Source organism: Rhodococcus maanshanensis NBRC 100610 (genome assembly GCF_001894865.1).
In the GTDB taxonomy this organism is placed as follows: domain Bacteria; phylum Actinomycetota; class Actinomycetes; order Mycobacteriales; family Mycobacteriaceae; genus Rhodococcus_G; species Rhodococcus_G maanshanensis.
This window is the reverse complement of sequence record NZ_BCXA01000066.1, coordinates 1-23,573: the sequence shown is the minus strand read 5'-3', so window position 1 is coordinate 23,573 and position 23,573 is coordinate 1. Positions and strand designations below refer to the sequence as shown.

Annotated in this window: 21 protein-coding genes and 2 pseudogenes; 12 read left to right on the top strand and 11 right to left on the bottom strand. The window is 67.6% G+C overall.

What is annotated here, in order from left to right; genetic code table 11:
- The 3 genes from RM1_RS26640 to RM1_RS24930 all read left to right on the top strand — a co-directional run.
- On the top strand, window positions 1–262 hold a 262-nt coding region (locus RM1_RS26640), incomplete at its 5' end, for a hypothetical protein (protein WP_245816609.1).
- Entirely contained in the window at window positions 256–951 is a 696-nt protein-coding gene (locus tag RM1_RS24935) for a multicopper oxidase domain-containing protein (protein ID WP_369693559.1), read from the top strand. The genes RM1_RS26640 and RM1_RS24935, both read left to right, overlap by 7 nt.
- A gap of 16 nt (window positions 952–967) precedes the next feature.
- Complete coding sequence (locus RM1_RS24930) at window positions 968–1,294, top strand: hypothetical protein (RefSeq protein WP_072754291.1); 327 nt, start codon at window positions 968–970, stop codon at window positions 1,292–1,294.
- Here RM1_RS24930 and RM1_RS24925 read toward each other — a convergent pair.
- From RM1_RS24925 to RM1_RS24900, 6 genes are all read right to left on the bottom strand, one after another.
- A complete protein-coding gene (locus tag RM1_RS24925; RefSeq protein WP_083576946.1) occupies window positions 1,291–2,811 on the bottom strand; it encodes a DUF4153 domain-containing protein in 1,521 nt (506 codons plus the stop codon). The two genes, RM1_RS24930 and RM1_RS24925, sit on opposite strands and share 4 nt — an antisense overlap.
- Before the next feature lie 99 nt (window positions 2,812–2,910).
- A complete protein-coding gene (locus RM1_RS24920) occupies window positions 2,911–3,900 on the bottom strand; it encodes a HAMP domain-containing sensor histidine kinase (RefSeq protein ID WP_072754289.1) in 990 nt (329 codons plus the stop codon).
- Window positions 3,897–4,574 carry a response regulator gene (locus RM1_RS24915; protein ID WP_072754288.1) on the bottom strand — a complete coding sequence of 226 codons (678 nt, stop codon included), beginning with the start codon at window positions 4,572–4,574 and terminating at the stop codon, window positions 3,897–3,899. Before RM1_RS24915 ends, RM1_RS24920 begins: the two co-directional genes overlap by 4 nt.
- Window positions 4,575–4,653: 79 nt before the next feature.
- Window positions 4,654–5,286 (bottom strand): response regulator, encoded by a 633-nt coding sequence (locus tag RM1_RS24910; protein WP_072754287.1) that lies wholly within the window; start codon window positions 5,284–5,286, stop codon window positions 4,654–4,656.
- A complete protein-coding gene (locus RM1_RS24905; RefSeq protein ID WP_343286923.1) occupies window positions 5,283–6,464 on the bottom strand; it encodes a sensor histidine kinase in 1,182 nt (393 codons plus the stop codon). The genes RM1_RS24910 and RM1_RS24905 overlap by 4 nt, the downstream gene beginning before the upstream one ends.
- 36 nt (window positions 6,465–6,500) lie before the next feature.
- Window positions 6,501–7,385, bottom strand: coding sequence for an amidohydrolase family protein (locus tag RM1_RS24900; protein ID WP_072754286.1), 885 nt, complete (start codon window positions 7,383–7,385; stop codon window positions 6,501–6,503).
- 160 nt (window positions 7,386–7,545) lie between these two features.
- Here RM1_RS24900 and RM1_RS24895 point away from each other — a divergent pair, with 160 nt between their 5' ends.
- The 4 genes and pseudogenes from RM1_RS24895 to RM1_RS24880 all read left to right on the top strand — a co-directional run bounded on the left by RM1_RS24895 (window position 7,546) and on the right by RM1_RS24880 (window position 12,255).
- A complete protein-coding gene (locus RM1_RS24895) occupies window positions 7,546–8,958 on the top strand; it encodes an acyl-CoA dehydrogenase family protein (RefSeq protein WP_072754285.1) in 1,413 nt (470 codons plus the stop codon).
- A gap of 28 nt (window positions 8,959–8,986) precedes the next feature.
- Entirely contained in the window at window positions 8,987–10,195 is a 1,209-nt protein-coding gene (locus RM1_RS24890) for an acyl-CoA dehydrogenase family protein (protein ID WP_072754284.1), read from the top strand.
- 320 nt (window positions 10,196–10,515) lie between these two features.
- Window positions 10,516–10,722, top strand: a complete 207-nt coding sequence (locus RM1_RS26275) for a hypothetical protein (protein ID WP_092667689.1) — start codon at window positions 10,516–10,518, stop codon at window positions 10,720–10,722.
- 369 nt (window positions 10,723–11,091) lie between these two features.
- Window positions 11,092–12,255 (top strand): annotated as a pseudogene (locus tag RM1_RS24880) (IS30 family transposase).
- A gap of 66 nt (window positions 12,256–12,321) precedes the next feature.
- Here the strand turns inward: RM1_RS24880 and RM1_RS24875 are convergent.
- The gene (locus RM1_RS24875) at window positions 12,322–13,293 is read right to left on the bottom strand and encodes a trypsin-like serine protease (protein ID WP_143069371.1); all 972 of its coding nucleotides are present in this window, start codon (window positions 13,291–13,293) and stop codon (window positions 12,322–12,324) included.
- Between the two features lie 842 nt (window positions 13,294–14,135).
- On the opposite strand from RM1_RS24875, the gene RM1_RS24870 reads away from it, so the two are divergent.
- Window positions 14,136–15,113 carry a hypothetical protein gene (locus tag RM1_RS24870; RefSeq protein WP_245816605.1) on the top strand — a complete coding sequence of 326 codons (978 nt, stop codon included), beginning with the start codon at window positions 14,136–14,138 and terminating at the stop codon, window positions 15,111–15,113.
- Between the two features lie 747 nt (window positions 15,114–15,860).
- Here RM1_RS24870 and RM1_RS26270 read toward each other — a convergent pair.
- On the bottom strand, window positions 15,861–16,208 hold the full coding sequence (locus tag RM1_RS26270) for a hypothetical protein (protein WP_143069370.1): 348 nt from the start codon (window positions 16,206–16,208) through the stop codon (window positions 15,861–15,863).
- A gap of 63 nt (window positions 16,209–16,271) precedes the next feature.
- Window positions 16,272–16,478: a hypothetical protein gene (locus tag RM1_RS24865; RefSeq protein WP_072754281.1), complete on the bottom strand. Its 207-nt coding sequence runs from the start codon at window positions 16,476–16,478 to the stop codon at window positions 16,272–16,274.
- Window positions 16,479–16,692: 214 nt separating this feature from the next.
- Here RM1_RS24865 and RM1_RS24860 point away from each other — a divergent pair, with 214 nt between their 5' ends.
- On the top strand, window positions 16,693–17,115 hold the full coding sequence (locus tag RM1_RS24860; RefSeq protein WP_083576943.1) for an STAS domain-containing protein: 423 nt from the start codon (window positions 16,693–16,695) through the stop codon (window positions 17,113–17,115).
- A gap of 1,120 nt (window positions 17,116–18,235) precedes the next feature.
- Here RM1_RS24860 and RM1_RS24850 read toward each other — a convergent pair.
- Complete coding sequence (locus RM1_RS24850; protein WP_143069369.1) at window positions 18,236–18,535, bottom strand: hypothetical protein; 300 nt, start codon at window positions 18,533–18,535, stop codon at window positions 18,236–18,238.
- A 620-nt stretch (window positions 18,536–19,155) separates the two neighbouring features.
- A complete protein-coding gene (locus RM1_RS24845; protein WP_092667688.1) occupies window positions 19,156–19,818 on the bottom strand; it encodes an acyltransferase in 663 nt (220 codons plus the stop codon).
- A 253-nt stretch (window positions 19,819–20,071) separates the two neighbouring features.
- Between RM1_RS24845 and RM1_RS26945 the strand changes: the two are divergent.
- The 3 genes and pseudogenes from RM1_RS26945 to RM1_RS24835 all read left to right on the top strand — a co-directional run.
- A pseudogene (locus tag RM1_RS26945) lies at window positions 20,072–20,163 on the top strand (hypothetical protein); the annotation flags it as partial.
- Window positions 20,164–20,338: 175 nt separating this feature from the next.
- The gene (locus RM1_RS24840) at window positions 20,339–21,763 is read left to right on the top strand and encodes a DUF1254 domain-containing protein (RefSeq protein ID WP_174563000.1); all 1,425 of its coding nucleotides are present in this window, start codon (window positions 20,339–20,341) and stop codon (window positions 21,761–21,763) included.
- A gap of 100 nt (window positions 21,764–21,863) precedes the next feature.
- On the top strand, window positions 21,864–23,489 hold the full coding sequence (locus tag RM1_RS24835; protein ID WP_072754276.1) for an acyl-CoA synthetase: 1,626 nt from the start codon (window positions 21,864–21,866) through the stop codon (window positions 23,487–23,489).
- Window positions 23,490–23,573 lie beyond the last annotated feature (84 nt).

Below are 23,573 nucleotides of genomic sequence, written 5' to 3'. Positions count from 1 at the left end.
TACGCGCGAGCAGGCCGTGGCGTACGCCGAGTCGCTCGGGCGCGACGACCTGATGATCGCCGCGTTCACCGCCTGGACCGAGCCACCCCTGCAGGCCCGCACCTACGGCACGGTCGACCGTCCCATCGTCGATCGCCTCAACCGCCTGCTCGAGCGGACCGACCTCGCCCCCGACGTGCGGTCCCACCTCCTCATCGCCTACGCCCACGCTTCTCCGACGATCGTGAGTTCCACCTGGTCGCGAGCGACGGTGGGTTGCTGACGGCGCCGGTGCCGCTCACCCGGGTCCGGCTCAGTCCCGGCGAGCGGGCCGAGATCGTGGTGGCCGTGAACGGCTCGAACACGCTGCTGCGCGCGATGCCCTACGAGGACAACGCCGGGCTCGACCGCGGCGACGCCGCCGCGTTCGGCGTGCAGGACAGCTTCGACATCCTCGAGCTCCGAGCAGGCAAGAACCCGACCGCATCCGCGGCGCTGCCCGCATCGCTCGCGACGATTGCCCGGCTCGACCCGGCGGCCGCGGCCGCCGAGCGCAGCTTCGAGCTGCAGTGGTTCATGATCAACGGCGCGCAGATGGACATGAACCGCATCGACTTCTCCCCCACCGTCGACACCACCGAGGTGTGGACGGTGCGCAACGTCGACGACTGGCCGCACAACTTCCACGTGCACGACGTGCAGTTCCAGATCATCGACATCGACGGCAGCCCGCCGCCCCCGGCGCTGGCCGGCTGGAAGGACACCGTCTACACGCCGCCCGGTGTCCGGTTCCGGCTGGCGCTGCGCTTCACCGAGTACTCCGACCCGACGTATCCGTACATGTACCACTGCCACCTGCTGCTGCACGAGGATCAGGGCATGATGGGGCAGTTCCTCGTCCTCGAGCCGGGCCAGCGCCCCACTCCGATGACGATGGACATGACCATGACACACCGGGGGCACGGCGGCTAGCGGTCTGGGAGGCCTGATGGATCCGAGCGAGGTCGACTTCGCGCACACCGACGCGGCCGACCGGAAGCGGCGCGAGAAGGCAACCGAACTGGCCCGGTTCGCCTGGGACCGCGGCATCACCGGCGCCGAGCTCCTCGAGCTGCCCGACGACCGGCTGCGCAAGCTCGCAAGGGCGGCGGGCGCGAACCCACCGAGCACCAGGGAGACCTGGACGGTGGCGGCGGAACTCCTCGACCAGAAGGCGACCTGGGCCGCCGCGAACCCCGACCACCCGCAGGCCTCCCCTGCGCACGCCGACGAGAAGATCATGTGGGTCAAGCGGCCGATCCCGCCCTGGACCTAACCGAGCGAATAGCGGGCGGTGCACTCCCCGACCGGCCTCGCCCGCAGGATCTCCCGCGCACGCGACCGCGCGTGGTTGTACTCGTACCACGCCGCGCCGTCGCCGACGTCCATCCCGATCAGCGCGCAGGAGCGGGCCGGCTCGGGCAGCCGGTCGAGGGCGGGCACCGCATCGACGGACAGGCCGCGCAGGTACTCGACATCGATGTCCCCGGTGTCCGCGTACCGCTGTGCGTTCCGCTCCGCGATGTAGCCGTCCGGGTTGAGCGCGGCGAAGCCGAGCAACCCGACGGCCGCCGACGCCATTACCGCCCGCGGCAGCCACCGCGCCGACAGGCGCACCCCGGCGACGAGCAGCAGTACGAAGACCACGCCCAGCCAGAGCTCCGTCGCCATCACGCTCACCCGCAGCCGGGTGAAGCCGAACTCGCTCTCGTACAGCGACATCCGGTGTACCGCCGACGCGACGATGACGAGCGTGAGGACGCAGAGCGCTCCCAAGAGCAGCCGGGCGTACAGCCGGTCTCCTGCGTCCCGCCGATCCACCTTCCTGACGGCGGCCGCGATGACGACAAGGGTGAGGACGGTGACCGCGGTGAGCTGCCAGAAGCCCTGCCGCGCGTAGTCGGCGTAGGTCAGGTTGTCCGTGTCCTGCACGTGGCCGTCTCCACCGAACAGCACCCGCAGCTGCACCGCGACGAAACCGGCGAACAACAGGTCCAGCAGCCCCAGCGGCACCGCCCACTCCCACCGGGCCACCGGGCGTCCGGGCCGGGGCGCCATGGCGTCGAACCGCGGGGTCCGCCGCCGCAGGTAGGCCGCCGCGAGTGCCGCGCCCATCACGAGGAATCCGAGGATCAGACGGCCGACCGGATTCGTCACCCGTACGTCGGGAACCACCGCCCCGAACAGCTCGGCGAACTGCGGGTCGGCGCTGACGAACAGGGAACCGAACACCAGGACCAACACGGCGCTGATGGCTGCCACGGCGGCCACCCGTCCGGGTTTCACGCCCCGCCCGGTCCGCAACCGGGCGCGGCCGCGCCGCACCCACCCGGTCACCCGCACCGGGGTGAACCAGAGCGCGATCGAGGCGAGCGCCAACCCAGTCCACGTCCAGCCGCCGACCAGGGCCACCGATCCGACGACCCAGCTCGCCACCACGCACAGCGTGATCAGCCACTCGGCGCCCCGCACCGCCGCCACCGCGAGCAGGGCGAGGGCACCGAGGACCGCACCGATCTGCAGCCGGGTCGGACGCGGACGAACGGTCGCGAACGCGGTCGCCGCCACCGCCGCTCCTGTCAGGAGATAGGCGACGCTCACCACCGTCACCTGCAGGATGAGCGAGGCGATGGCGCCGGCACCGAGCGCGAACGCCAGGGTCGCGCGCGGGGCGACCGATGTGTGGTCCCGCCGCCACATGCCACGCGGCCATTGCCATCGGCGGCCCACCCGTACCGTCTCGGGCCCTCGTCGTGCCCCGGTCGCCGCTCGGTCCACCGTCTCTGCGCTCATCTGGTCCTCCTGATCCGCACCCACCCGGCATCCGGGCAGGCGTCATCGCGGGACCGGGCGGGAAACCCGGTCCCCCAAGGGAATTCGCTATCTGTGGTGCTACGTCTGTGGAATCGACACCCGAATGCAGCAGCCCGGGCCCGTGTCGAGGACCTCGATCCGGCCGTCGTGCAGTTCGACCGCCCAGCGGGCGATCGCGAGCCCGAGGCCGGTCCCGCCGTCCTGCGCGCCACCACGGGTGAAGCGCTCGAACACCCGGGACCGGTCCGCCACGGGGATGCCGGGACCGTCGTCGTGCACGTCCAGGATCAGCTGACCCGAGTCCTGGTCGACTCGGACCCGAACCCGCACGGGTGCATCCGGCGAGCCGTGCTGTGCCGCATTGTCGAGGAGGTTGGCGATCACCTGATGGAGTCGGGCCGTGTCCGCGACCGCGCGTAGCCCCACCGGCGTCACCTCCACCTCGGCAGGCAACGGACTACCCGGGCCGGAGGCCTGGCGGATCACCTCGTCGAGGAAGGGTTCGATCTCGAAGGTGGTGCGCCGCAACGGCACCGCGCCGCCCTCCAGCCTGGACAGATCCAGCAGGTCCGCGACCAGGCTGCCCAGCCGTTCGGTCTGCGCGAGCGCCGACCGCATCGTCTGGTGATCGGGGGTCTCGACACCGTCGACCACGTTCTCCAGCACCGCCTGCAGGGCGGCGATGGGGGTGCGCAGCTCGTGTGAGACGTTGCCGATCAGCTCACGGCGGTACCTGTCGTCGGCCTCGAGGTCCTCCGCCATCTGGTTGAACGCCGTCGCCAGCTGCCCGATCTCGTCCCGCGACGTCGAACGCACCCGGCGCGAGTAGTCGCCGGTCGCCATCGCCCGCGCCGCGGCGGTCATCTCCCGCAGCGGCGAGGTCATGCCGTGCGCGAGCACCTGGGTCACCGAGAGTGCGGCGAGGAGGGCCGCGAGCAACGCGAACCGGAACTGCCACTGCGCGGTGATCCAGAAGGTCAGCGACGCGAGGAACAGCGAGGCGACGACCAGCAGGCCGGTCTTGGCCTTGAAGGATCGCAACGGGTCCAGCGGTCTCGGCCAGTTCACCTCGGCACCTCCAGCGCGTAGCCGACCCCGTGCACGGTGCGGATCATGTCCCCGCCCAGCTTGCGGCGCAACGCCTTCACGTGGCTGTCAACGGTGCGGCTGCTGGCCGACTCGCCCCAGCCCCACACCTGTTCGAGCAGCGTCTCGCGGGCGATCGCCGCGCGCGGCCGCAGGGCCAGGTGCGCCAGCAGATCGAACTCGGTCCTGGTCAGGTGGACCTCCTCGGCCCCGAGCCGGACCCGCCGAGCCGTGAGGTCGATCGTCACGGCCCCGACGGCGAGGGTCTCGGGCTGCTCCGGCACGGCGCGCTCGGCCCGGCGGAGCAGCGCGGCCACCCGGGCGACCAGGACCCGCATGCTGAACGGCTTGCTCAGGTAGTCGTCCGCGCCCACCCCGAGCCCGATCACCATGTCCGTCTCGTCGGCGCGGGCGGTCAGCATCAGCACCGGAACCGGCCGGGTGGCCTGGATGCGCCTGCACACCTCGAGACCGTCGAAGCCCGGCAGCATGACGTCCAACACGACCGCGTCCGGGTCGAAGCTCGCGCACGCCGACACCGCACCCGGCCCGTCCGCGGCCGTCTCGACCTCGTATCCCTCCGCGCGCAGCCGCGCGGCAATCGACTCGGAGATCGTGCGTTCGTCGTCGACGACGAGCACTCTTCGCTGGGTCATGCGTTCGACTGTATGGGCCGGGTGTGGGGATGCCCGGCAGGAGTTGTGAAGGTTGTGTGCAGGTTTTCGGCGGCGCGGCTCAGCCGCGTTTGTGCGAGTAGACCGCCAGCCGCACCCGGTTGTCGCAGCCGGTCTTGTCCATCAGGTTGGCGATGTGCGTCTTCACGGTCGTCACCCCGAGGTGCAGCCGGTCGGCGATCTCCTGATTGCTCAGCCCGTCACCGACGAGGGCCAGCACCTCCTGTTCGCGGACCGTCAGCGCGACCCCCGCGTCTCCGGCCGGCTGGGGGCCGGTGTCGAGCGCGCGGTCGACCAGGCGTCGCAACAACGCGGGCGAGAACAACATGTCGCCGTCGACGATCCGGTGGATCGCGCTCAACAGATCGGTCGGCGCGGTGTCCTTGACCAGGAAGCCCGCGGCCCCCGCCGCCAGTGCGGGATAGAGGTGATCGTCGTCGTCGAAGGTGGTGAGCACCAACACCTTCGCCTGCGGCCGTGACCCCAGGATCTGGCGGGTCGCCTCGATGCCGTCGAGTCCCGGCATCCGCAGGTCCATCAGGATCAGGTCCGGCGACAACTCGGCGGCGAGCCGGACCGCCTCCACCCCGTTCGACGCCTCGCCGACCACCTCGAGGTCGTCGGTCGACTCGCACAGCATCCGCAGCCCGGCCCGAACCAGGCGCTGGTCGTCGACGATCAGCAGTCGGATCACTTCTCCCCCTCCCCTGCGGTGACCGAGACGCCGGGGAGCCAGGCATCGACCTCCCACCCCCGATCGGTTGGCCCGACGTCGAGGGTGCCGCCGACGAGTTCGACGCGCTCGCCCATCCCGATGATCCCGTGCCCGGCCGGATTCGGGGCGCCCGCGTCGTGGCCGGAATCGGTGACCCGGACCGCGATGCCCGCGCTGCGGCGTGCCACCGTCACCACGACCGCCCCGCCCGGGTCCACGTGCTTCATGACGTTGGTCAGCGATTCCTGCACCACCCGCAGCAGGGTGAGCCTGCCGATGGCGTCCAGCCCGCCGAGGTCCCTGTCCACCTCCGAGGTGACCGTGAACCCCGCCGCCCTTGTCCGCTCGATCGCGGCCTCGATCTCCGTCGGCACCGCGTCCGACTCGACGAGCGCGACCTCTCCCAGCGCCGGATCCCGCAGCGCCACCAGCAGCCTGCGGATGTCGGCGAGCGCATCGGAGGCCGTCGCGTGCACGTCGTCGAGGACCCCGTGCACGCGCGGATCCGCATCCGCGAGCACGTGCCGCGCGACCCCGATCCGCAGCACGATCGATGCCATGTGGTGCGCGACGAGGTCGTGGAGTTCCCTCGCCAGCGCACTGCGTTCGGCGGCCCTGGCGTGGAGTTCGGCTTCGACCCTTCGCGATTCGGCCGCCGCGGCCTGCGCCCGGTAGGTCACCGCCAGGTCCCGCTGCGCGCGCAGGTACAGCCCGAGCAGCAGCGGCAAGCCAACGTAGGCCACCGTCGAGACCGCGGTCGCCGGACGCCAGAAGTCCGCATGGCCGTCGGCCCAGATCCCGGCGAGCACCGCCGCGGTCCAGCAGGCGGTCGCCGTGACCACCTGCCAGGTCCGATGCGTGCGCATCGCGACCTCGGCCAGCGACACCGCCCCCAGGAACGGGACCAGCTCGGACAGCCCCCACGCGTCCGCGGCGAACAGCGGGACCGCCAGCGCGGACAGCAGCACCGAGACGGGCAGCGGCCACCGGTCGCCCACCACGAAGATCGCGGCCGCGGCGACGGACAGCAGCCAGTAATCGGTCGGCACCTGGTACTCGCCGGGGAAGTCGCTCGCGAACAGCATCAGCGGCACCAGGACGAGGGGCGCACAGCGCACCAGGGGGCGCAGGTCGCGACGCGGTCGGATCTCGATCACCACTCAACGGTAGGTGAGCAGGCGGAGGGAGACCTCCTACCTGGGGAGGAGGCCGTACACGCGTCGCGCGTTCGTCTCGAACAGCGCGGACCGGTCGGCGGCATCGAATTGCGCCGCCGCCGCTTGGTACCCGTCGTAGAGCCGGTCGAACTCGCCGTACATGCGGTCCACCGGGAAATTGCTCGCGAACATCGCCCGCCGCGGACCGAAGACCTCCAGGCAGCGAAGCACCCACGGTCGCTGAACCGCCCCGTCCAGGGTGCGCAGCGCCATCCCCAGCCCCGAGATCTTGCACTGCACGTTCTCACGCGCACCGAGCAGAGCAAGGGCGGCCGACCATTCGCCGAAATCCGCTGCGGCGATGGGCCATCCGGCGTGCTCGAGCACCACGACCAGATCCTCGCGGCCGCGCAGCGCCTCGGCCCAGCCCGGCATGGAGCGGGGATGCGCGACGAGGTCGAACACCAGCGAGTGCCGCCGCAGGTAGTCGAGCAGCGGCGCGGTGACCTCGGAGTCCGGGCGGAGCCCGCGCAGCACCCGGATCCCGCGGAAGAGCGGGCTGCGGCGCTGCGCGTCCAGGTCCGCCCGGATCGACGTCCAGCCCGCGGCGGGGTCGACGGTGCCGATCGCCGCCGCGGGCCAGCCGTCCGCGCGCGCGAGCTCCCCGATCCACTCCAGTTCGTCGAGGTGCGTCCCGGTCCGGCTGACGGCGGAGACATGCACGATCGCGCGGACCTCGTAGCCCGAGGAGTCGACGAGATAGTCGGCCGCGGTGTAGTCGTGCGCCAACCGGCTCAGGTCGCCGAGCGTGGAGGGCCTCGCGCCGTCACGCTCCTGCATCAGCGGATACCAGGGCCTGCTCGACGGCAGCCAGTGATGCACGTGCGGGTCGACGATCGCGGTGGCCGTGTTGTCCGCCATGCCCCCCAGCCTGGTCGCGGAGGGTGCCGCCGATCAAGCCCGCTCGCCGCGGACCGGGACGCCGGGCGGGTGACCGTGATCACTCTGACGAATTGCTCGACTTCATATCTTACTCCGGAGTAAGATAACGGGTGTCCACGACCGATACACCGAGAAACTGGTGATCATGAGTAAGCAAGACAGCGTTGTGAGAGCTAACGGCGCCAAGCGTGAGCCCCGCGACACCTCAGCCGTAGGCCTGAACCCGGTGAAGCGGGACGCCATGGGAGCAGCCATGCGGGTGCTCACCAAGATCACCGGCTCGGAGCTCGCCGAGAAGTACAACCTCCGCAAGCCGATCGACCGGGTCACCTACGAGGGCACCAAGACCGGTTTCAAGACGCTCGGCGCTGCCACCAGGACGTTCACCAAGGTCGCGGGCGGCGGCCAGCCGAAGCGCCTGCCCGCGGGCGAGGCCAAGCACGCCGACTACTTCGACCTCACCCCGAACGACGAGCAGAAGATGATCGTCGAGACGGTCCGCGAGTTCTCGGACGAGATCCTGCGCCCCGCCGCGCACGACGCCGATGCCGCCGCCGCCTCGCCCGCCGACCTGGTCGCGCGCGCCGCGGAGCTCGGCATCACCCTCATCAACGTGCCCGAGGAGCTCGACGGCGCGGCCAGCGAGCGCGGCGCGGTCACCAACTCCCTCGTCGCCGAGGCGCTCGCGCACGGCGACATGGGCCTGGCGTTGCCGATCCTAGCGCCGAGCGGCGTCGCGGTCGCCCTCACCCAGTGGGGCACCGACAGCCAGCAGCAGACCTACCTCCCCGCCTTCACCGGCGAGAAGGTGCCGAACGCGGCCGTCGTGGTCAGCGAGCCCCGCGCCCTGTTCGACCCGTTCGCGTTGCAGACCAAGGCGGTTCGCTCGCCCAGCGGCTTCAAGCTCAACGGCGTCAAGTCCTTCGTGCCCGCAGCCGCGGACTCCGAGCTGTTCCTCGTCGCGGCCGAGCTCGACGGCAAGCCTGCCTTCTTCATCGTCGAGTCCGACGCCAAGGGCCTCGTCGTGGAGGCAGACCCCAGCATGGGGCTGCGCGCGGCAGGCCTCGGCCGGCTGATCCTCACCGATGTCGCGGTGCCCGAATCCGCGATCCTCGGTGACGGCGACGCCGCCCAGCGTGCCACCGAATACGCCAACGCCATCCGCCTCGCCCGCCTCGGCTGGGCCTCGATGGCGGTCGGCACCAGCCAGGCCGTGCTGGACTACGTGATCCCTTACGTCAACGAGCGTGAGGCGTTCGGCGAGCCCATCAGCCATCGTCAGGCGGTGGCCTTCATGGTCGCCAACATCGCGATCGAGCTCGACGGCATGCGCCTGGTCACCCTCCGCGGCGCCTCCCGCGCCGAGCAGGGGCTGTCATTCGCGCGCGAGTCGGCGCTCGCCCGCAAGCTCGCCTCGGAGAAGGGCATGCAGATCGGCCTCGACGGTGTGCAGCTGCTCGGCGGCCACGGCTTCACCAAGGAGCACCCGGTCGAGCGCTGGTACCGCGACCTGCGAGCCATCGGCGTTGCCGAGGGCATCGTCCTCATCTGACGCCGCTGCTGTCCACTAGGAGACTTTGATGATCAACCTCGAACTTCCCAAGAAGCTCAAAGCCTCTGCGAACCAGGCGCACCAGGTCGCAGCGGAGATCTTCCGGCCCATTTCGCGCAAATACGATCTGGCCGAGCACGAATACCCCGTGGAACTCGACACCATGGCCGCCATGGTCGAGGGCCTCAACGACTCCGGCGGTGACGTCGGCGGCGCCGCCGGTGGCCGGTCGGACGCCTCAACCGAGCTGCTCGGCAACTCCAACGGCGGCAACATGGCCGCGCTGCTGAACGCGCTCGAGACCTCGTGGGGCGACGTCGGGCTGATGCTCTCGATCCCCTACCAGGGACTGGGCAACGCGGCGATCGCTGCGGTGTCGACCGATGAGCAGCTCGAGCGCTTCGGCAAGGTCTGGGCCTCGATGGCCATCACCGAGCCCAGCTTCGGCTCCGACTCCGCCGCCGTGACCACCACCGCCGTCCTCGACGGCGACGAGTGGGTTCTCAACGGCGAGAAGATCTTCGTCACCGCGGGCGAACGCTCCACCCACATCGTGGTGTGGGCCTCGGTCGACAAGTCGAAGGGCCGCGCCGCGATCAAGTCGTTCGTGGTGCCGCGGGACGCCCCCGGCCTGTCCGTCGCGCGGCTCGAGCACAAGCTCGGCATCAAGGCGTCGGACACCGCCGTGCTGCTGCTGCAGGACTGCCGGATCCCCAAGGACAACATCCTCGGCAGCCCCGAGGTGAACGTGGAGCAGGGCTTCGCGGGCGTCATGCAGACCTTCGACAACACCCGCCCGCTGGTGGCCGCCATGGCCGTCGGCGTCGGCCGGGCCGCGCTCGAGGAACTGCGCGGCATCCTGGCCGAGGCGGGCGTCGAGGTCTCCTACGACACCCCCGCCTACAACCAGCACGCGGCGGCCGCCGAATTCCTCCGCCTCGAGGCGGACTGGGAGGCGTCCTACCTGCTCTCGCTGCGGGCCGCCTGGATGGCCGACAACAAGAAGCCGAACTCGCTCGAGGCCTCGATGTCCAAGGCGAAGGCGGGCCGCACCGGCACCGACGTCACGCTCAAGGCCGTCGAGCTGGCGGGCAGCATCGGCTACTCGCAGCACACGCTTCTTGAGAAGTGGGGCCGCGACTCGAAGATCCTCGATATCTTCGAGGGCACCCAGCAGATCCAGCAGCTGATCGTGGCGCGGCGGGTGCTCGGCAAGTCATCCGCAGAGCTCAAATAGTCTGTACTGCACCCTGATTCAGTGAACCGTCCGCCCCCGCCGCCCTCGTCGCGGCGGGGGCGGATTCGTCGTTTCGAGCCTTTGATTCTCCATCGGTCCCGCACTGGTCCCGCAGCAGCGCCGCGTCGGCCGCCTTACGGGTCCGCTCGTCCTCCCACCGGCCATAGATGGGCATACACCTGCAACGTCGTCTCGGCCGACTCGTGCCCGAGACGTTCCTGCACCGTCTTCCCCTGACCGCCGGAGCGATGACGGTCACCATCACCAAGATCGCCTGACTGACCGGGACCCGCGCCGCGATCCGGCGCGTCCAACCCGGCATGAGTCCAGTCGAGCTCGTTCTGCTCGCGGAGCTGCATGCCGACGGCCAGCCCGCGATGCTGGCCCAGCTCCGCCGCGATCCCGAGTGCGCTCGGGTGCTGGCCGCGCTCGATATGGTCACCACCGCGCTGCACCTGCTCCGTGATACGAGGGCGCCCCCACCCTCACTCTTGGGTTCACACGGTCGTCGCAACACTCTCGATTGAGGGGTTGCGACGACCGTGTCGTTTTCTGGGGATGTGGCCGAGTTCGGTGACCGGTTGGTGGCGTTGATCGAGGCCGGGATATTGGTGGCCGATGCTGCAGTAGCGCTGGGCATTCCGCGGGATCGGTGTTATGCAATCCTGCGGGCGGTGGGACGCCCGGCCGGCAAGCCCAGAGGGCCGTCGCGACCTCAGAACCGAGCGCTGATCAAAGCCACGTTCACCGAGACCGATTTGGTCGCACATGCGGCGAAAGCTACCGAGGTCAGCTTCACGGTGGCCCGCCGGATCTTGCTCGAGGCAGGCCAGATCTTGGTAGGCAAACCCGAGGCCCGGCGGCGCTTCCTGGCATTGATCGCCGACGGTTGGTCAATAGGTGACGCCGCAGCCGAGGTCGGTGTGAATGTGCGGACTGCCAGGGACTGGCGCGACGGAATCCGACGCGCGGGACCGGGCCGAATCCACTCGGATGGCACCGTGGTGGACTACGTGCGCGGCACTCGATACAAATCTGCGGTGACCAAGATCGACAGCGACGGACCAGCATCGACCGGCGATCGGTATCTGTCGTTGCAGAACCGGCTCGATATCGCCGACGGCCTGGTGACCGGGCAGTCGCTGACAGTGATCGCTGCGCGGATCGGCAAGCACAAATCGACAGTGTCGCGGGAAGTCCGGGCACACCAGGTCAACGGCTGCTATCTGCCCTATCAAGCCAATCAGGACGCTTCGGCAGCACGGCAGCGCCCCAAACACGCCAAACTGGTAGCCAACCGAGCCCTGCGGGCGGCGGTGATCGAGGGACTGTCTTGTCAGCGGTCCCCCGAACAGATCTCACACTGACTACGCAAGGACTTCCCCGACAACGAAAGCATGCGGGTGAGCCACGAAACGATCTACCAGGCGCTCTACCTCCAGGCCAGGGGTGGCCTCAAACGAGAGGTCGCCCAGACTCTGCGCACCGGACGGACCCGACGGGCACCACGTCGCCGTCCCGACCAGCGCACCCCCCGTTTCGCCGACCCGATGATCATGATCAGCGACCGGCCCGCCGAGATCGAAGACCGGGCCGTTCCCGGGCACTGGGAAGGCGATCTGATCGTGGGGACGGGCAACAAGAGCGCGATAGGGACCTTGGTTGAACGCTCGACCCGTTACACGATGTTGGTCCACCTGCCAGGGAGTCACGACGCCGAAACCGTCCGCGACGGGCTCATCGCTACGATCTCGACTCTGCCTGAGCACCTGCGTGGGTCGCTGACTTGGGACCAGGGCTGCGAGATGGCGCGGCACAAGCAGTTCACGATGGCCACCGACATGCCTGTCTATTTCTGCAGCCCCGCTTCACCCTGGCAACGCGGCACCAACGAGAACACCAATGGTCTTCTGCGTCAGTACTTCCCGAAGGGCAGTGATCTGAGTGTCTACGGTCCCGAAGACCTCGAACACGTCGCTCGCCAACTCAACACCCGTCCACGCAAAACGCTCGACTGGGATACCCCAGCCGAGCGTCTGCGTGATCTACTAACCCGCTAGAAGCAGGCAGTGCTGCGACGACCCCTTGAATCCGCCCACTGGGTGGGGGCGCCGCAGCTTTTCGGCCTAGTTGTTGGTGATCTGGAATCCCTTGCCCGGGAAGCCAGCCGCCTTCGAGTTCATGTCGTCGAGGATTTTCTTGGCTGAGGTGTAGACGTAGTAGACGCCGGGCAGCGGGGTCAACTGTGCCCGCACCCAGGACGTGATCCCGGCCCATTTGTTGAACTGGTTCTTGACCCAGACTGGGCCGCCGGAATCTCCGGGCTGGATGAAGCCGGACGTGTACATGTTCTGATTCTCAACGTGGTAGATAACTCCGCAGCGAGCGGAATCCGGCTGGTTGTTCTGCGAATTCTGCTGCTGGGTGATTGCACCCGCATGGCACATCTCCGTGGGAGTGAAAATCCCACCCTGCGGAGGAACGGCCGGGTTACCTGAGGAATCGGAGTAGATCGCATTGACCTTCCCCCAGGGCACCGAAGGCGTGACAACCGTACCGGGCGCGTAGTCGTTCGGCGGATCGTAGGCAGCTCCGCCGGCCTTGGGCCCGTACTTGGGTACTGTCATTATCGTGCTCGAGAGTTCCACGTTGTCCGCGAACTCAATCACCATGTAGTCGATATTCTGCTTGTAGTACTCCAGTTGAGCCGCGAGGTCGCTGCCGTCGGTGTCGTCTGCGGACACGTACCGGATGTAGCCGATCGGGCCCGCGGCGAGATCACGCCAGTCCCACACAGGATGGTTGTTGGTTGGGTCAACAACCCGCTTCGTAACGCCCGGATACGGAGACTTCGTCGGTGGGCGGTTGCAGTGGCCAGCGGTGATTCCGATTTTCCTCCCAGTCGCGTCTGTGCCGACCGCGCCCAGCGTGCAGGTGCCTGGCGCGTCCGCAATGTTGTCGAACTTGAGCCGCATACCCGCAGCTACGGTCTTGGTCGTTGGTGTCGATGGCTGTGCGGCCGCTGTCCCAGCAACGAGCGTTGTTGCTAGGACAGCGGCGGCGGTGAGACCCGGTAGATATCGGGCAAGTCGCTTCATTCAGAATCCCCTGTTGCACTTCAGTGATCGGACTGGAGGCACCATATAGACCACGAGGTCTGTTTGTTGGAGCTTTGGCCAGAACGGCGTATCGGCGCTCGCCGCTGCCCGGCGCGATCCCGAGTGCGCACGGGTGCTGGCCGCGCTCGACATGGTCACCGCCGAGTTGTCGCTGCTTCGCAACATGATGTAGCCCCCGCCGCTCACCGCGAGCGGCGAGGGCCTTGTCGTTCGTGCACAGCGCCCGGGGGCTGACCAGAAGATGTCTGCCGAGGCGGGTGGATCTGACCGACGCGCAACCCACCTAACGTGCTGATTCCTTGGAAGCCATCAGGTCGTAGGGCGACACAACGGCGAGCTAAGGACATGAGGGTCCGCTCGGGGCCAGCGACCGGTCAGTCGGAAGACGAAAGAGGGGTAGTCGACTACCCGTGTCAGCCATTGCACAGCGGTGGCAGGGTTGCATCCAAGCGGAGTCGTCGGATGAGGAGTTCCGATGCAACCAACACGAGGCTATGCGGCGGGAGCCGCGAGGCCGGTTTCGCTGGCCGTGACTGCCGCAACTCTTGCCTTGTCGGCGGCGATTCTTGTCGCCTGTGGAGGCGACACCGAGATCACGCCGAGCGAATCAGTCTCACCTGCCGCGACATCTCAGACGACCGTTTCTGAACCGGCGGCACCGGGTGGAATTCCGTTCCCGACCATGGAACCGCACGGAACCGCCTCAGTCGGGCCCCGGGCGACGCTGCCAGGAAACCAGCCTAGTGTTCCAAGACCGCCAGCGCCGCCATCACCGTGGCCGGCGTCGTCGAGCACGGCGCCACCATCGACGAGTGCGCCCGGTGAATGAGCAATTGGCGGCACCGTCGTCGTCACCAGTCGAGATACACAGATGGGTCGGCGTTGTCGGCGCGGTCCTCGCCCCAACAACGCTGGTCACAGCACTGTGCTACTACTTCGGGTACGTGTACACCCGCAAGGAGCTCGCTTTCTTCGGCGTCGACTGCGATGCCCTCGGGCTCACCTCCACCGACTACGTGCGGGGTAGTGTCACCGTCCTGTACGCCCCGCTGTTGCTTCTTCTGGTCGGGTGGTTCGCTGCAGTGTGGATCGGCGAATACGCCGGCCGCTCGATCAGAACCGGACAGCGTCCACATTTCGTCCGCAATGTCGCACGAACCGCACTCGCGGTCGGGGCAGCTCTGATCCTCACCGGAATCGCTGGAGTCTGGGCGGCGGGATACACGGCCCATCTCACCGTCATATCGTGGGCGTTCTCGCCGATCGCGCTCGGGTTGGGTGGCCTCCTCACGATTGCCGGCTATTGGGTACTCGTCGCATCCAGGGCCGAACAGACCTCCGACAAACCTACACCGACTGCACGAGTCAGCCAGGTCCTCGCGATCTCGGTGATGGTCCTTGCGCTCTTCTCCCTGATGCACTCCTTTGCGTCCTGGCTCGGCAATAGCGACGCCCAGGCCATTGCCAACGGCCTCTGGGCGAAGGAGTCAGTGGTCACCGTCGTCAGAGATGAACGTTTGGATGTGCCTAGGAACTTGGTCGCGGAGACCCTCGTCGAAGCCCAGCCGGGGCAGCCTCCCGCCTTCCGCTACCAGTGCTTCCGGACGCTCGTAGCGCGAAGTGACCTGTGGGTCCTCGTTCCTGCAAAATGGTCATCCACCAATGGGTACGCCGTGATTGTTCCCGCCGAATCCGCGGTCGTCAGCCAGTCCCGATCGAGCACCTACAAAGAGATCGCCGAGGCGAACCCCGACCCCGTGGAAGTGCCCTGGGAGTGCCCAGAACGCGCCGGCCCCTGAGTTGATTTGTCGCCCTCCTACGGACCGTAGACGATCGGCTGAGCGGGAACCTCACCCGCGGTGCTATTGGTTCAGTGTCACCACTTTTGAAACGCGACCTAGCCCGAGAGCGGGTCGTTCTGCGATGAGGTGGCCCTGCGCGACGAGGTGATCGAGGATGGCGTAGATGCCGTCCCGTGTCGCGGTCGCCGGGTCCATCTCATGCCCGGCGACCTCGTCGCGGAACACAGTGAGAAGTTCGTCGGCGAGAGCGCCTTGAGCCTGGGTGCATCAAGACGGTCAGCAATTGCTCGAGCCTCCCGAGCATCGGGCACGTCAGGGCAGGCGTCCAACACTTGGGCGTAGGCGCGGCACTTCTCGGCAGTGATGTCGGTGCTCATACGGCCTCCTTGAAGGTCGCAGCGGTGGCAACCATGCCACCAGAAAGGCTGATGCGGGCCGGTGCTTCCCGAGCTGGCTGCTCCACCGGCCCGCGCCCTCGACCCTAGCAACTATCGAACGGCTGTGCGAATAGCTCTAGTCTGAGGGCATGGCTGTGCACGTCGAGCCCGCGCCGACTCGCTGCCCGAACGGGCACCGCCTTGGCCCGCGCCGGTGCCTCGTCGGTTGGGAGCAATGCGGGTGCGCCGAAGCCCGGCGTGGCGGGCACCGCACCCACTACTGCCGGAAGTGTGGCGCCACGATCCGGACGCCGCCGTGCGCCGGGCCGCGGCCGCAGCGCGCGCGGTGGCACGCGGACTAGCTGGCCTAGTCGGTGTGGCCGTCTCGGTGGGTGTGGTCCTTGGCGAACTTCTCGGCGCGCTCTTCCACCTGCCGTGCAGTTTCGGTGACCACCTGACCAGCGTGGCGCGTTGCCTCACCTGCCGGTGACGCGGCGAGCCTGGAGGCGGTTCTGTTGACTTGTGGCGGCAGGTTCTCTCGAACGTTGGCGGTGATCTCAGCCGGACGTATGTGCGGCGTGTGTTCCTTGATCGTGCCTTCCGCGGCGTGTAGGGCCTTCGTCGTGATCCCTCGGCGCCGTGCGAGCGTGACTGCGACTCCGATAGCCGCTCCGGCACTGGCCCCGATGATCACTCTCAACCACAGTTTGCGCATGTGGTGGGCGTACCCCGTCGGTGCACCAGGAAACCTCGGTCGAGGCATCTCCGAACCCTTCGGTCAGGGAAGGTGCATGAGTTCTCTGGCGAGGGAGAAGAGGCGGCCTGCGAGTTTCATGACTGGGATGCCCAGGGGGATCAGGATGAGGGTCACGCACAGCACCGCACCGACGAGCCAGAGCACGGCCGCGAGGATTCCTAGTACCGAGCCGAGCAGTGCGGTGACGATCCCGAGGACCACCTTGAGTAGGCCCTCTAGCACTCGCATGTTGGCCTCCTGATCTCAGGATACGCGCTGGACGTGTAGGCCTTGTGGCTCAGGGATCGAACGGTATACAGGCTTCTGCAGAGGTGGTAGACAGGAGTTGGTTGAGGCCACAGCCCCGCAGATCGCCTCTCGCGTGATCGCCGGTACAAATCTGTACCTGCACTTCGGGCGTGGTCCATTTCGACTGAGAGGCCCATCATCAGGAGGTCCTGTCATGTCGATTTCACCCATCCTTGCCCGCGCACCGGCGCCATCGGAGAGCCTTACATCTGGCCGAATACCCGCAGGTGTACCCGATATCGCAATCGGCGTCATCGAGGCATCGGGGGACGTGGACGCGGACACATTGCCCGACCTCGTCGAGCGCCTGGACTCTGGAGTCGACGCCGCCGAGCATGGCCTCATCGTCGACCTCTCCCGAGTCAGCTTCCTCGCGGTGTGCGCGATCGAAGCCCTCATCGAGACGCACTACCGCGCAGGCCGTGCGGGGATCGACGTGGTCTTGGTGGGCGGTCCCCGTTGCGTGAAGCGCGCGCTCGCTGCCACGGGCGCCGACGTCGAGTTCCACTGCTTGGCATCCCCGCAGCGCGCGTTCGAGGTATGCGAAAGTCGCTATCGGTGGTCGTCGCTCTGGTAGGCGGCCATTTTCCCGCAATAGACTGGACTTAGTGTCACACCTACCACCGCCTGCGTAGGTGTGACGTCGGTGGTGGCGCTCTATGCGTCATCGCGCCAGCAGGGTGGCCGCGTCCATGCTCGTGGCCGCTCGCTGAGTGACCGCGCGCACGGCGCAACGGGTTTCAACCGTGCGCGCGGCCCGCGGGCCAGGCCGCGTGCCGTGTCGGCCAATGAGAGCGCTTCGCTTCATATCGGCATGAGAACGGCCTCGCCGCTCCCCGGGGGAGGGGCGGCGAGGCCTCTGCCGCTGGATGAGAGCCGGTGCGGCGAGGCAGAACGATAGGCGGCCCCCGCACCAGGCCGCCACGATACTCAGCAAGTTCTCAGATAGCGCCCTACGGCGGACGCCAGGCGGCGGCTCGTCGACGGACCGCCTTCCGTTACCGCTCGGTATGGCTCTGGGAGATGTGTTCCCGTAGGCGGTACAGGAACCTCTCGCGATGTCCGCGGAGCAGCCCCGCCTCGGTCGCATCGATGACTTCCTCGTGTTGCTCGACTCGGCGTAGTTCGAGTGCGCGTGTGACGCGCGCCGGTGCGGTCCGCCCGTGCAGTCGACAGGCTCGAGCAGCTGCTGACTCATCTTGCAGTAGAGGTGGGCGGCCGCGCGATCGCAGTCGATGAGAATTCGCTCGTATCCCAGACGCAGCGCGGACTCCTCGGGGAGTCGCACGATGGCGACATCCTCGATCAGCTGCAGTGGGAGGCGCGCGAGCCGGTAGTTGAATCGGGCCATCGCCAGGGGGAGGCCGAGCACGTGCTTGATCGTATCGGTATCGCGGGCGATAGAAAGGCCTCGCCACCCCACCCCTTGCGATGAGTGGCGAGGCCTCCGCCGCTGGCTGGGACCGGCGCGGCGAGGCCGAACGATAGGCGGCCCCAGCCGAGGCGCGCTTCGATACTCAGCAAGTTCTCAGCAAACCGACTGGGCCGCACTGTGCGCCGGGGCCGGGCCGCGGGAAGCGTGGCGGCGCACTCGATCGACCGTCTCGCAGATCACTTCCCCGGCCTCAGCGGGGCGCTTTCGTTGGGGGCGGTCGATCACGAACTCGGGATGGCGGTGCTCGTCGTTTGACGGCAGATCAGGGTTCATCGTGGCGGCCTTGGGCCTGGGCTGGGTAGCGCTCGAGGATGTCGAAGTACAGGTCCTGGCGGATGAGTTCGCGGCGCCCGGAGCGCACTGCGGCGAGAAATAGGGTCGCGCGGTCCCGATCATGGAGAAGGGATTCGCGGTCCTGGTCGTCGACCTGTTCATTCGCCAGACGTGATTCGATCTCAGTCACGACCGCGGTGAGATCCCCGACGTCACTCACAACTTCGATTGTGCCGCCGGTCGCGGAACGCCGGGCAGGAATCGATCCGACTGCCGCGAGATGCAGCACGTGCGGAGCTTGGCGCGGTGGCCGTAACGGCTGTCATCGCAATACGATGTAACTCAGTGTCACACCTACTCACCCCCTGCGTAGGTGAGGCACCCCGGTGGTGGCGTCCTATGCGTCATCGCGCCAGCAGGTGGCCCGGTCCATCGTGACCGCTCGCTGAGTGCCCGCGCGCACGGCTCTGGTTGGCCCCCGGCCGTGCGCGCGGTCCGTGGACCGGGGGTGCGCGACGCTGTTAGCCGGTGAGAATGGCGACCTCATCAGCGACGATCAGGTTATGAGTGTGGGCCCCGCCGCTCTCCACGACTGCGAGGCCCACGTGCCGTCCCGGCTCAACGCAGGACCGGGACAGCGGGGAGGACGGTAGGCGGCCCGGTCGGGGCGCGCTTCGATACTCAGCGAACTCTCAGAAAGCGCGATGCGGGTGGTGAACACCGCTCTCCAACCCTTGCGACCACCGCGAGCGCAGGTGCAGCCTGGTTGCTGGACCACGCGTGCACGACGTCGGTCGCACTCCCCTCGGCCGTGCACGCCTACGAGAGGCCGTCGGTGTGTCAGGACGCCGACGGCCTCACCCATAGACCGGGACCGAATGTGCTCCGCCCGCCGGGTCCGTGTCGCGTCTATCCGCCGCTAGCGCATTGCTGCGTCCACCCGGTTGTCCCGTCCGTGAACATCGTCGTCCCGGTCTGATACATCGACCCCGTCATGCAGTGGTCGATCACCTTGCCGACGAGCGGGGCGGGTTCGCCGATCGGTGCACCTGTGAACCCGACCGGCGGCTCGGCCGCCGAATCGGCTGGCGCCGCTTCAATGGACGGCAGCACCGCAGGGGCGCTCGGCGCCGCGGGGGCCGCGGGGGCGGGAGCTGTAGCGGGTACCTCCGGCAGGACCCACTCGATCCGAACGTCATTGCCGCCCTGCGTCGTGTGATAGCCGATGACTCGGGCCACGTTCGGGACGTCCAGGGTCACCTTCCCGTCCGCGGCCGAGTTGGTGGGCATATCGATGAACGTCGATGTCGATCCGGTGCAGGGGTTGGCATCCGAGGCGTCAACGTTCTTCGCGATCTTGCCCGCGGCGTCCACGTAGTAGAAGTCGGACGGCCACAGCCATTGCGTCGCGGTTGCCGGGCCTGTCGCGACCGTCGCGTTGAACAGCTGCTTGGTGACCTCGCCCGGCAGTTTGGTGTTCTCCGCGCACCCATCTGTGGATAGGGAGGTGTTCGAGACCTCGAGGATCTTCGTCCCTCCCCGGCTGACAGTCGCCGCCTCGCCGAGGGCCACCTCGATTGCGCCACGCGTGTTCAGTGCCGGCCCGGCTGGCTGTGTCGAGGTGGCATCAGGGAGTGCTGTGCCTTCCGGCCCAGAGGAGCACGACGCGAGGGCTAAGACCGGGAGGACCGCGAATGCTGCCGCCTCGTCCCGCACTGGTCCCGCATGAGACCAAAAAGCGCCCCGAAAATGGCGAAGACGGCGAAACATCGAAATACCCTGAACTGCATAGATTCGTTCCCCCAGTTCACAGTTGACCCCTCGGAAGATCCTCGACATCTTCGAGGGCACCCAGCAGATCCAGCAGCTCATCGTGGCGCGGCGGGTACTCGGAAGTCGTCGGCTGAGCTCAAATAGGCTCCACCGAAACAATTTCTGGAATCGAATCCGCCCCCGTCGCCCCCGTGCGGTGGGGGCGGATTCGTGATCTCCTCGGCGCCCTACCCGGGTTTCACCCATGCCGGATGAGGTGCCGGTCACACAAACGCGGGATTCTGAACTCCTCGATCGCTCGAATAGAGGAGAGAACGGCATGGATGGTTCCGGAACCGTTGATCTGACTGCAGCGCAGAGCAGGATTGGTGTCCCGGACCGGGTGGAGACACCGCTCGGCACCTTCGAGTTCTTCGACGGCGTACCGCTACCCGACTCGACCCGCACCCTGTACGACGGTCTGGATTTCGTCCGAGGCATCGACGCGTTTCTCAACGCCGTACCCGGAGCGTCCCTTGTGGCAATGAGACGCGGATTCCGCAGCATCGGAGTCGATGGCCTCAACGTCCTCGCCATCACCGATCCCAGAGCGAACTCGGGAAGCTACTTCCTGACACCCAACACCGAGACCGCGTACGGGACGATGTTCTTCGACCTCAACGACGGGCCCGTGGTCATCGAGCCGCCGACGAACTCCCTCTGTGTGGTCGACGACTTCTGGTTCCGCTACGTGGCGGACATGGGCATCGCCGGGCCCGACGAGGGCAAAGGCGGGAAGTACCTGTTCCTTCCGCCCGGCTACGACGGCGACGTGCCCGACGACGGCTACTACGTCTATCGGACTCCCACTTTCACCAACTGGGTGGTGTTTCGGGCACTCGGCGGTGTAGACGCGGTCAAACAGACCCGCGTCTACCGGCTCTCCGAGGCGGCCAATCCGCCGGAGATGACCTTCGTCAACATTGCGGATGAGACGGTCAATACCGTCCACGCCAACGACATCTCCTTCTTCGGTGAGGTCAATGAGCTGATCCAGGAGGAGCCACCCGGCTCACTCGACCCGGAGCGCGCGGGCCAGCTGGCCGCGATAGGCATCGAGCGCGGACGCCCGTTCGCACCGGACGAGCGACTGACGGCAATCCTCGATGCGGCGGCGAAAACGGCCGCAGGCATGAGTCGAGCGCTCGTCTACTTCCCCCGCGGCGCGGAGAGTTTCGTATTCGACGGAGCGTCCTGGAAAGAGGGATTCGTAGGGGGCAGCTACGAGTTCCTGCGTGAGCAGACGCGCCTGCTCGACGCCCGAACTCAGTTCCACTACTTCGCTACCGTCGTCACACCCGCAATGGCCCATGCACAGGTCGGCGCAGGCTCCGCCTACACCTACACGGCCGAGGACTCGCAGGGGCGCCTGCTCGACGGCGCCAAGACCTACCGCCTCGTGCTCCCTCCGAATCCGCCGGCGAAGAACTTCTGGTCGGTCGATGTGTACGACACCCAGACCCGGTCGCTGCTACAGACGGACAACCCTTACCCGAGCCTGATGAGCCTGAGCGGCACCGTCCAGGAGGAGCAGGACGGGTCGATCGTCCTGTGGTTCGGGCCGACTGCGCCGGACGGCAAGGAATCGAACTGGATACAGACCGTCGCCCGCAAGAGCTGGTTCCCGCTTCTCCGCCTCTATGGCCCGCTCCAGCCATGGTTCGACAGGTCATGGCAACCCGGGGAGATCGAAGAAGCACGCTGAGCCCTCGCGCCGTTTCGAAACCAGTGACGGGCACCCCACCCCGCACTAGGCTGAGGACCATCACTCACCGGATCGATTCTGGGCTCAGGGGGCAATTCCAATGCCGGGTGTTCTGACGAAGATGACCGACACTCTCGGGGCGGCGAGGGTGATGGTGCGCGCGGGACTCGTTCCGTTTCCCCGGGTCGACCACGGTATCGCGGCCATCCTCGCGGTCCGCAAATACGGCCCCTTCGCCGGACCGATCCACGCGCACGCCGAGGCCGGACTCGACGCGGTCGCGATCATCGATGAACGCGGGCAACTGACCTACGCCCAGCTCGAGCAGCAGTCCAACGCCCTGGTGCGGGCATGGGAGGCGAACGGCATCGCCCCCGGCTCGGTGATGGGCGCCATGTGCCGCAACCACCGCGGCCTGGTCCTCACCATGCTCGCGGCAGCGAAGCTGGGCGCCAAGCTGGTCCTGATGAACACCGGCTTCGCTCCCCCGCAGCTGGTGGATGTCGCTGCCCGCGAACAGGTTCGGGCATTCGTATACGACGAGGAGTTCGCCGCCGTCGCCGCAGCCCTGCCCTCGGACGTTCGACTGTTCCTGTCCTGGGGCGAGGACACCGAGCGGGGCGCTCGCATTCTCGACGAGCTCATCACCGGACAACCGACCCACGCCGTACCCCATCCGGCGACCCACGGCAGCTTCGTGCTGCTCACCAGCGGCACCACCGGAACGCCGAAGGGCGCGCCGCGCGAGCGCACCTCACCGCTGGCATCCGCCCAGTTCCTCGACCGGGTCCCGCTGCGCCCCGGCCAGACCATGGTGATGGCGGCCCCCGCCTTCCACGGCACCGGCATGTCCCAGTTCGCGATCGCCCTTGCTCTCGGCCAGACGGTCGTGATGCAGCGCAAATTCGACCCCGAGGGCAGCGTCCGCCTCGTAGCCGAGCAGCGGGCGGACGTGCTCGTCGTGGTGCCGACCATGCTGCAGCGGATCATCGACCTCGGCCCCGAGGTCCTGTCGAAGTACGACACCACCAACCTCAAGATCATCTTCGCCGCGGGATCCGCCATCTCCCCCGACCTGTGCAGGCGCACCACGGGGGCCTTCGGTCATGTGCTGCACAACCTGTACGGCTCAACCGAAGTCGCGGTCGCGACGGTCGCCACCCCTGCCGATCTCGCGCTGGCACCGGGCACCGCGGGCCGAGCGCCGGTGACCTGTCACGTCGAGCTCTACGACGAGGCGGGGGTGCGGATCACCGAGCCCGACACGGTGGGCCGGATCTTCGTCTCCAGCGGACTGAGCTTCAGCGGATACACCGACGGCCGCGACAAGGAACGGATCAACGGGCTGCTCTCCACCGGCGACGTCGGACATTTCGACAAGGACGGGCTGCTCTTCGTCGACGGCCGCGACGACGACATGATCGTCTCGGGCGGCGAGAACGTCTACCCGCTCGAGGTCGAGAACCTGCTCTACGAGCGCCCGGATGTGCTGGAGGTGGCGGTGATCGGCGTCGACGACGCCGAGTTCGGTCACCGGCTCAAGGCATTCGTGGTGGCGGCCCCGGACTCCACACCCGACGATCAGGTGCTCAAGGCCTACGTGAAGGAGCGCCTCGCGCGCTACAAGGTGCCCCGCGAAGTGGTGTTCCTCGAGGAGCTGCCCCGTAATGCCACCGGAAAGCTGCTCCGGCGGGTCCTGATCGAGATGGAAACCCCAAAGGACTAGCTGTGATGTCCAGGGAGGTTGGTCCGGACTTTGTCCGGTGAGTCGACCTGACAGGTGAAGGCCTCCGGTTGTGAAGTGGAGCTG

Bases quoted from the DNA above. Each gene is read 5' to 3' on its own strand.
- RM1_RS24930 (WP_072754291.1), top strand. From the start codon at position 968: ATGGATCCGAGCGAGGTCGACTTCGCGCACACCGACGCGGCCGACCGG.
- RM1_RS24925 (WP_083576946.1), bottom strand. From the start codon at position 2,811: ATGAGCGCAGAGACGGTGGACCGAGCGGCGACCGGGGCACGACGAGGG.
- RM1_RS24915 (WP_072754288.1), bottom strand. From the start codon at position 4,574: ATGACCCAGCGAAGAGTGCTCGTCGTCGACGACGAACGCACGATCTCC.
- RM1_RS24900 (WP_072754286.1), bottom strand. From the start codon at position 7,385: ATGGCGGACAACACGGCCACCGCGATCGTCGACCCGCACGTGCATCAC.
- RM1_RS24890 (WP_072754284.1), top strand. From the start codon at position 8,987: ATGATCAACCTCGAACTTCCCAAGAAGCTCAAAGCCTCTGCGAACCAG.
- RM1_RS26275 (WP_092667689.1), top strand. From the start codon at position 10,516: ATGAGTCCAGTCGAGCTCGTTCTGCTCGCGGAGCTGCATGCCGACGGC.
- RM1_RS24875 (WP_143069371.1), bottom strand. From the start codon at position 13,293: ATGAAGCGACTTGCCCGATATCTACCGGGTCTCACCGCCGCCGCTGTC.
- RM1_RS26270 (WP_143069370.1), bottom strand. From the start codon at position 16,208: ATGCGCAAACTGTGGTTGAGAGTGATCATCGGGGCCAGTGCCGGAGCG.
- RM1_RS24865 (WP_072754281.1), bottom strand. From the start codon at position 16,478: ATGCGAGTGCTAGAGGGCCTACTCAAGGTGGTCCTCGGGATCGTCACC.
- RM1_RS24860 (WP_083576943.1), top strand. From the start codon at position 16,693: ATGTCGATTTCACCCATCCTTGCCCGCGCACCGGCGCCATCGGAGAGC.
- RM1_RS24840 (WP_174563000.1), top strand. From the start codon at position 20,339: ATGGATGGTTCCGGAACCGTTGATCTGACTGCAGCGCAGAGCAGGATT.
- RM1_RS24835 (WP_072754276.1), top strand. From the start codon at position 21,864: ATGCCGGGTGTTCTGACGAAGATGACCGACACTCTCGGGGCGGCGAGG.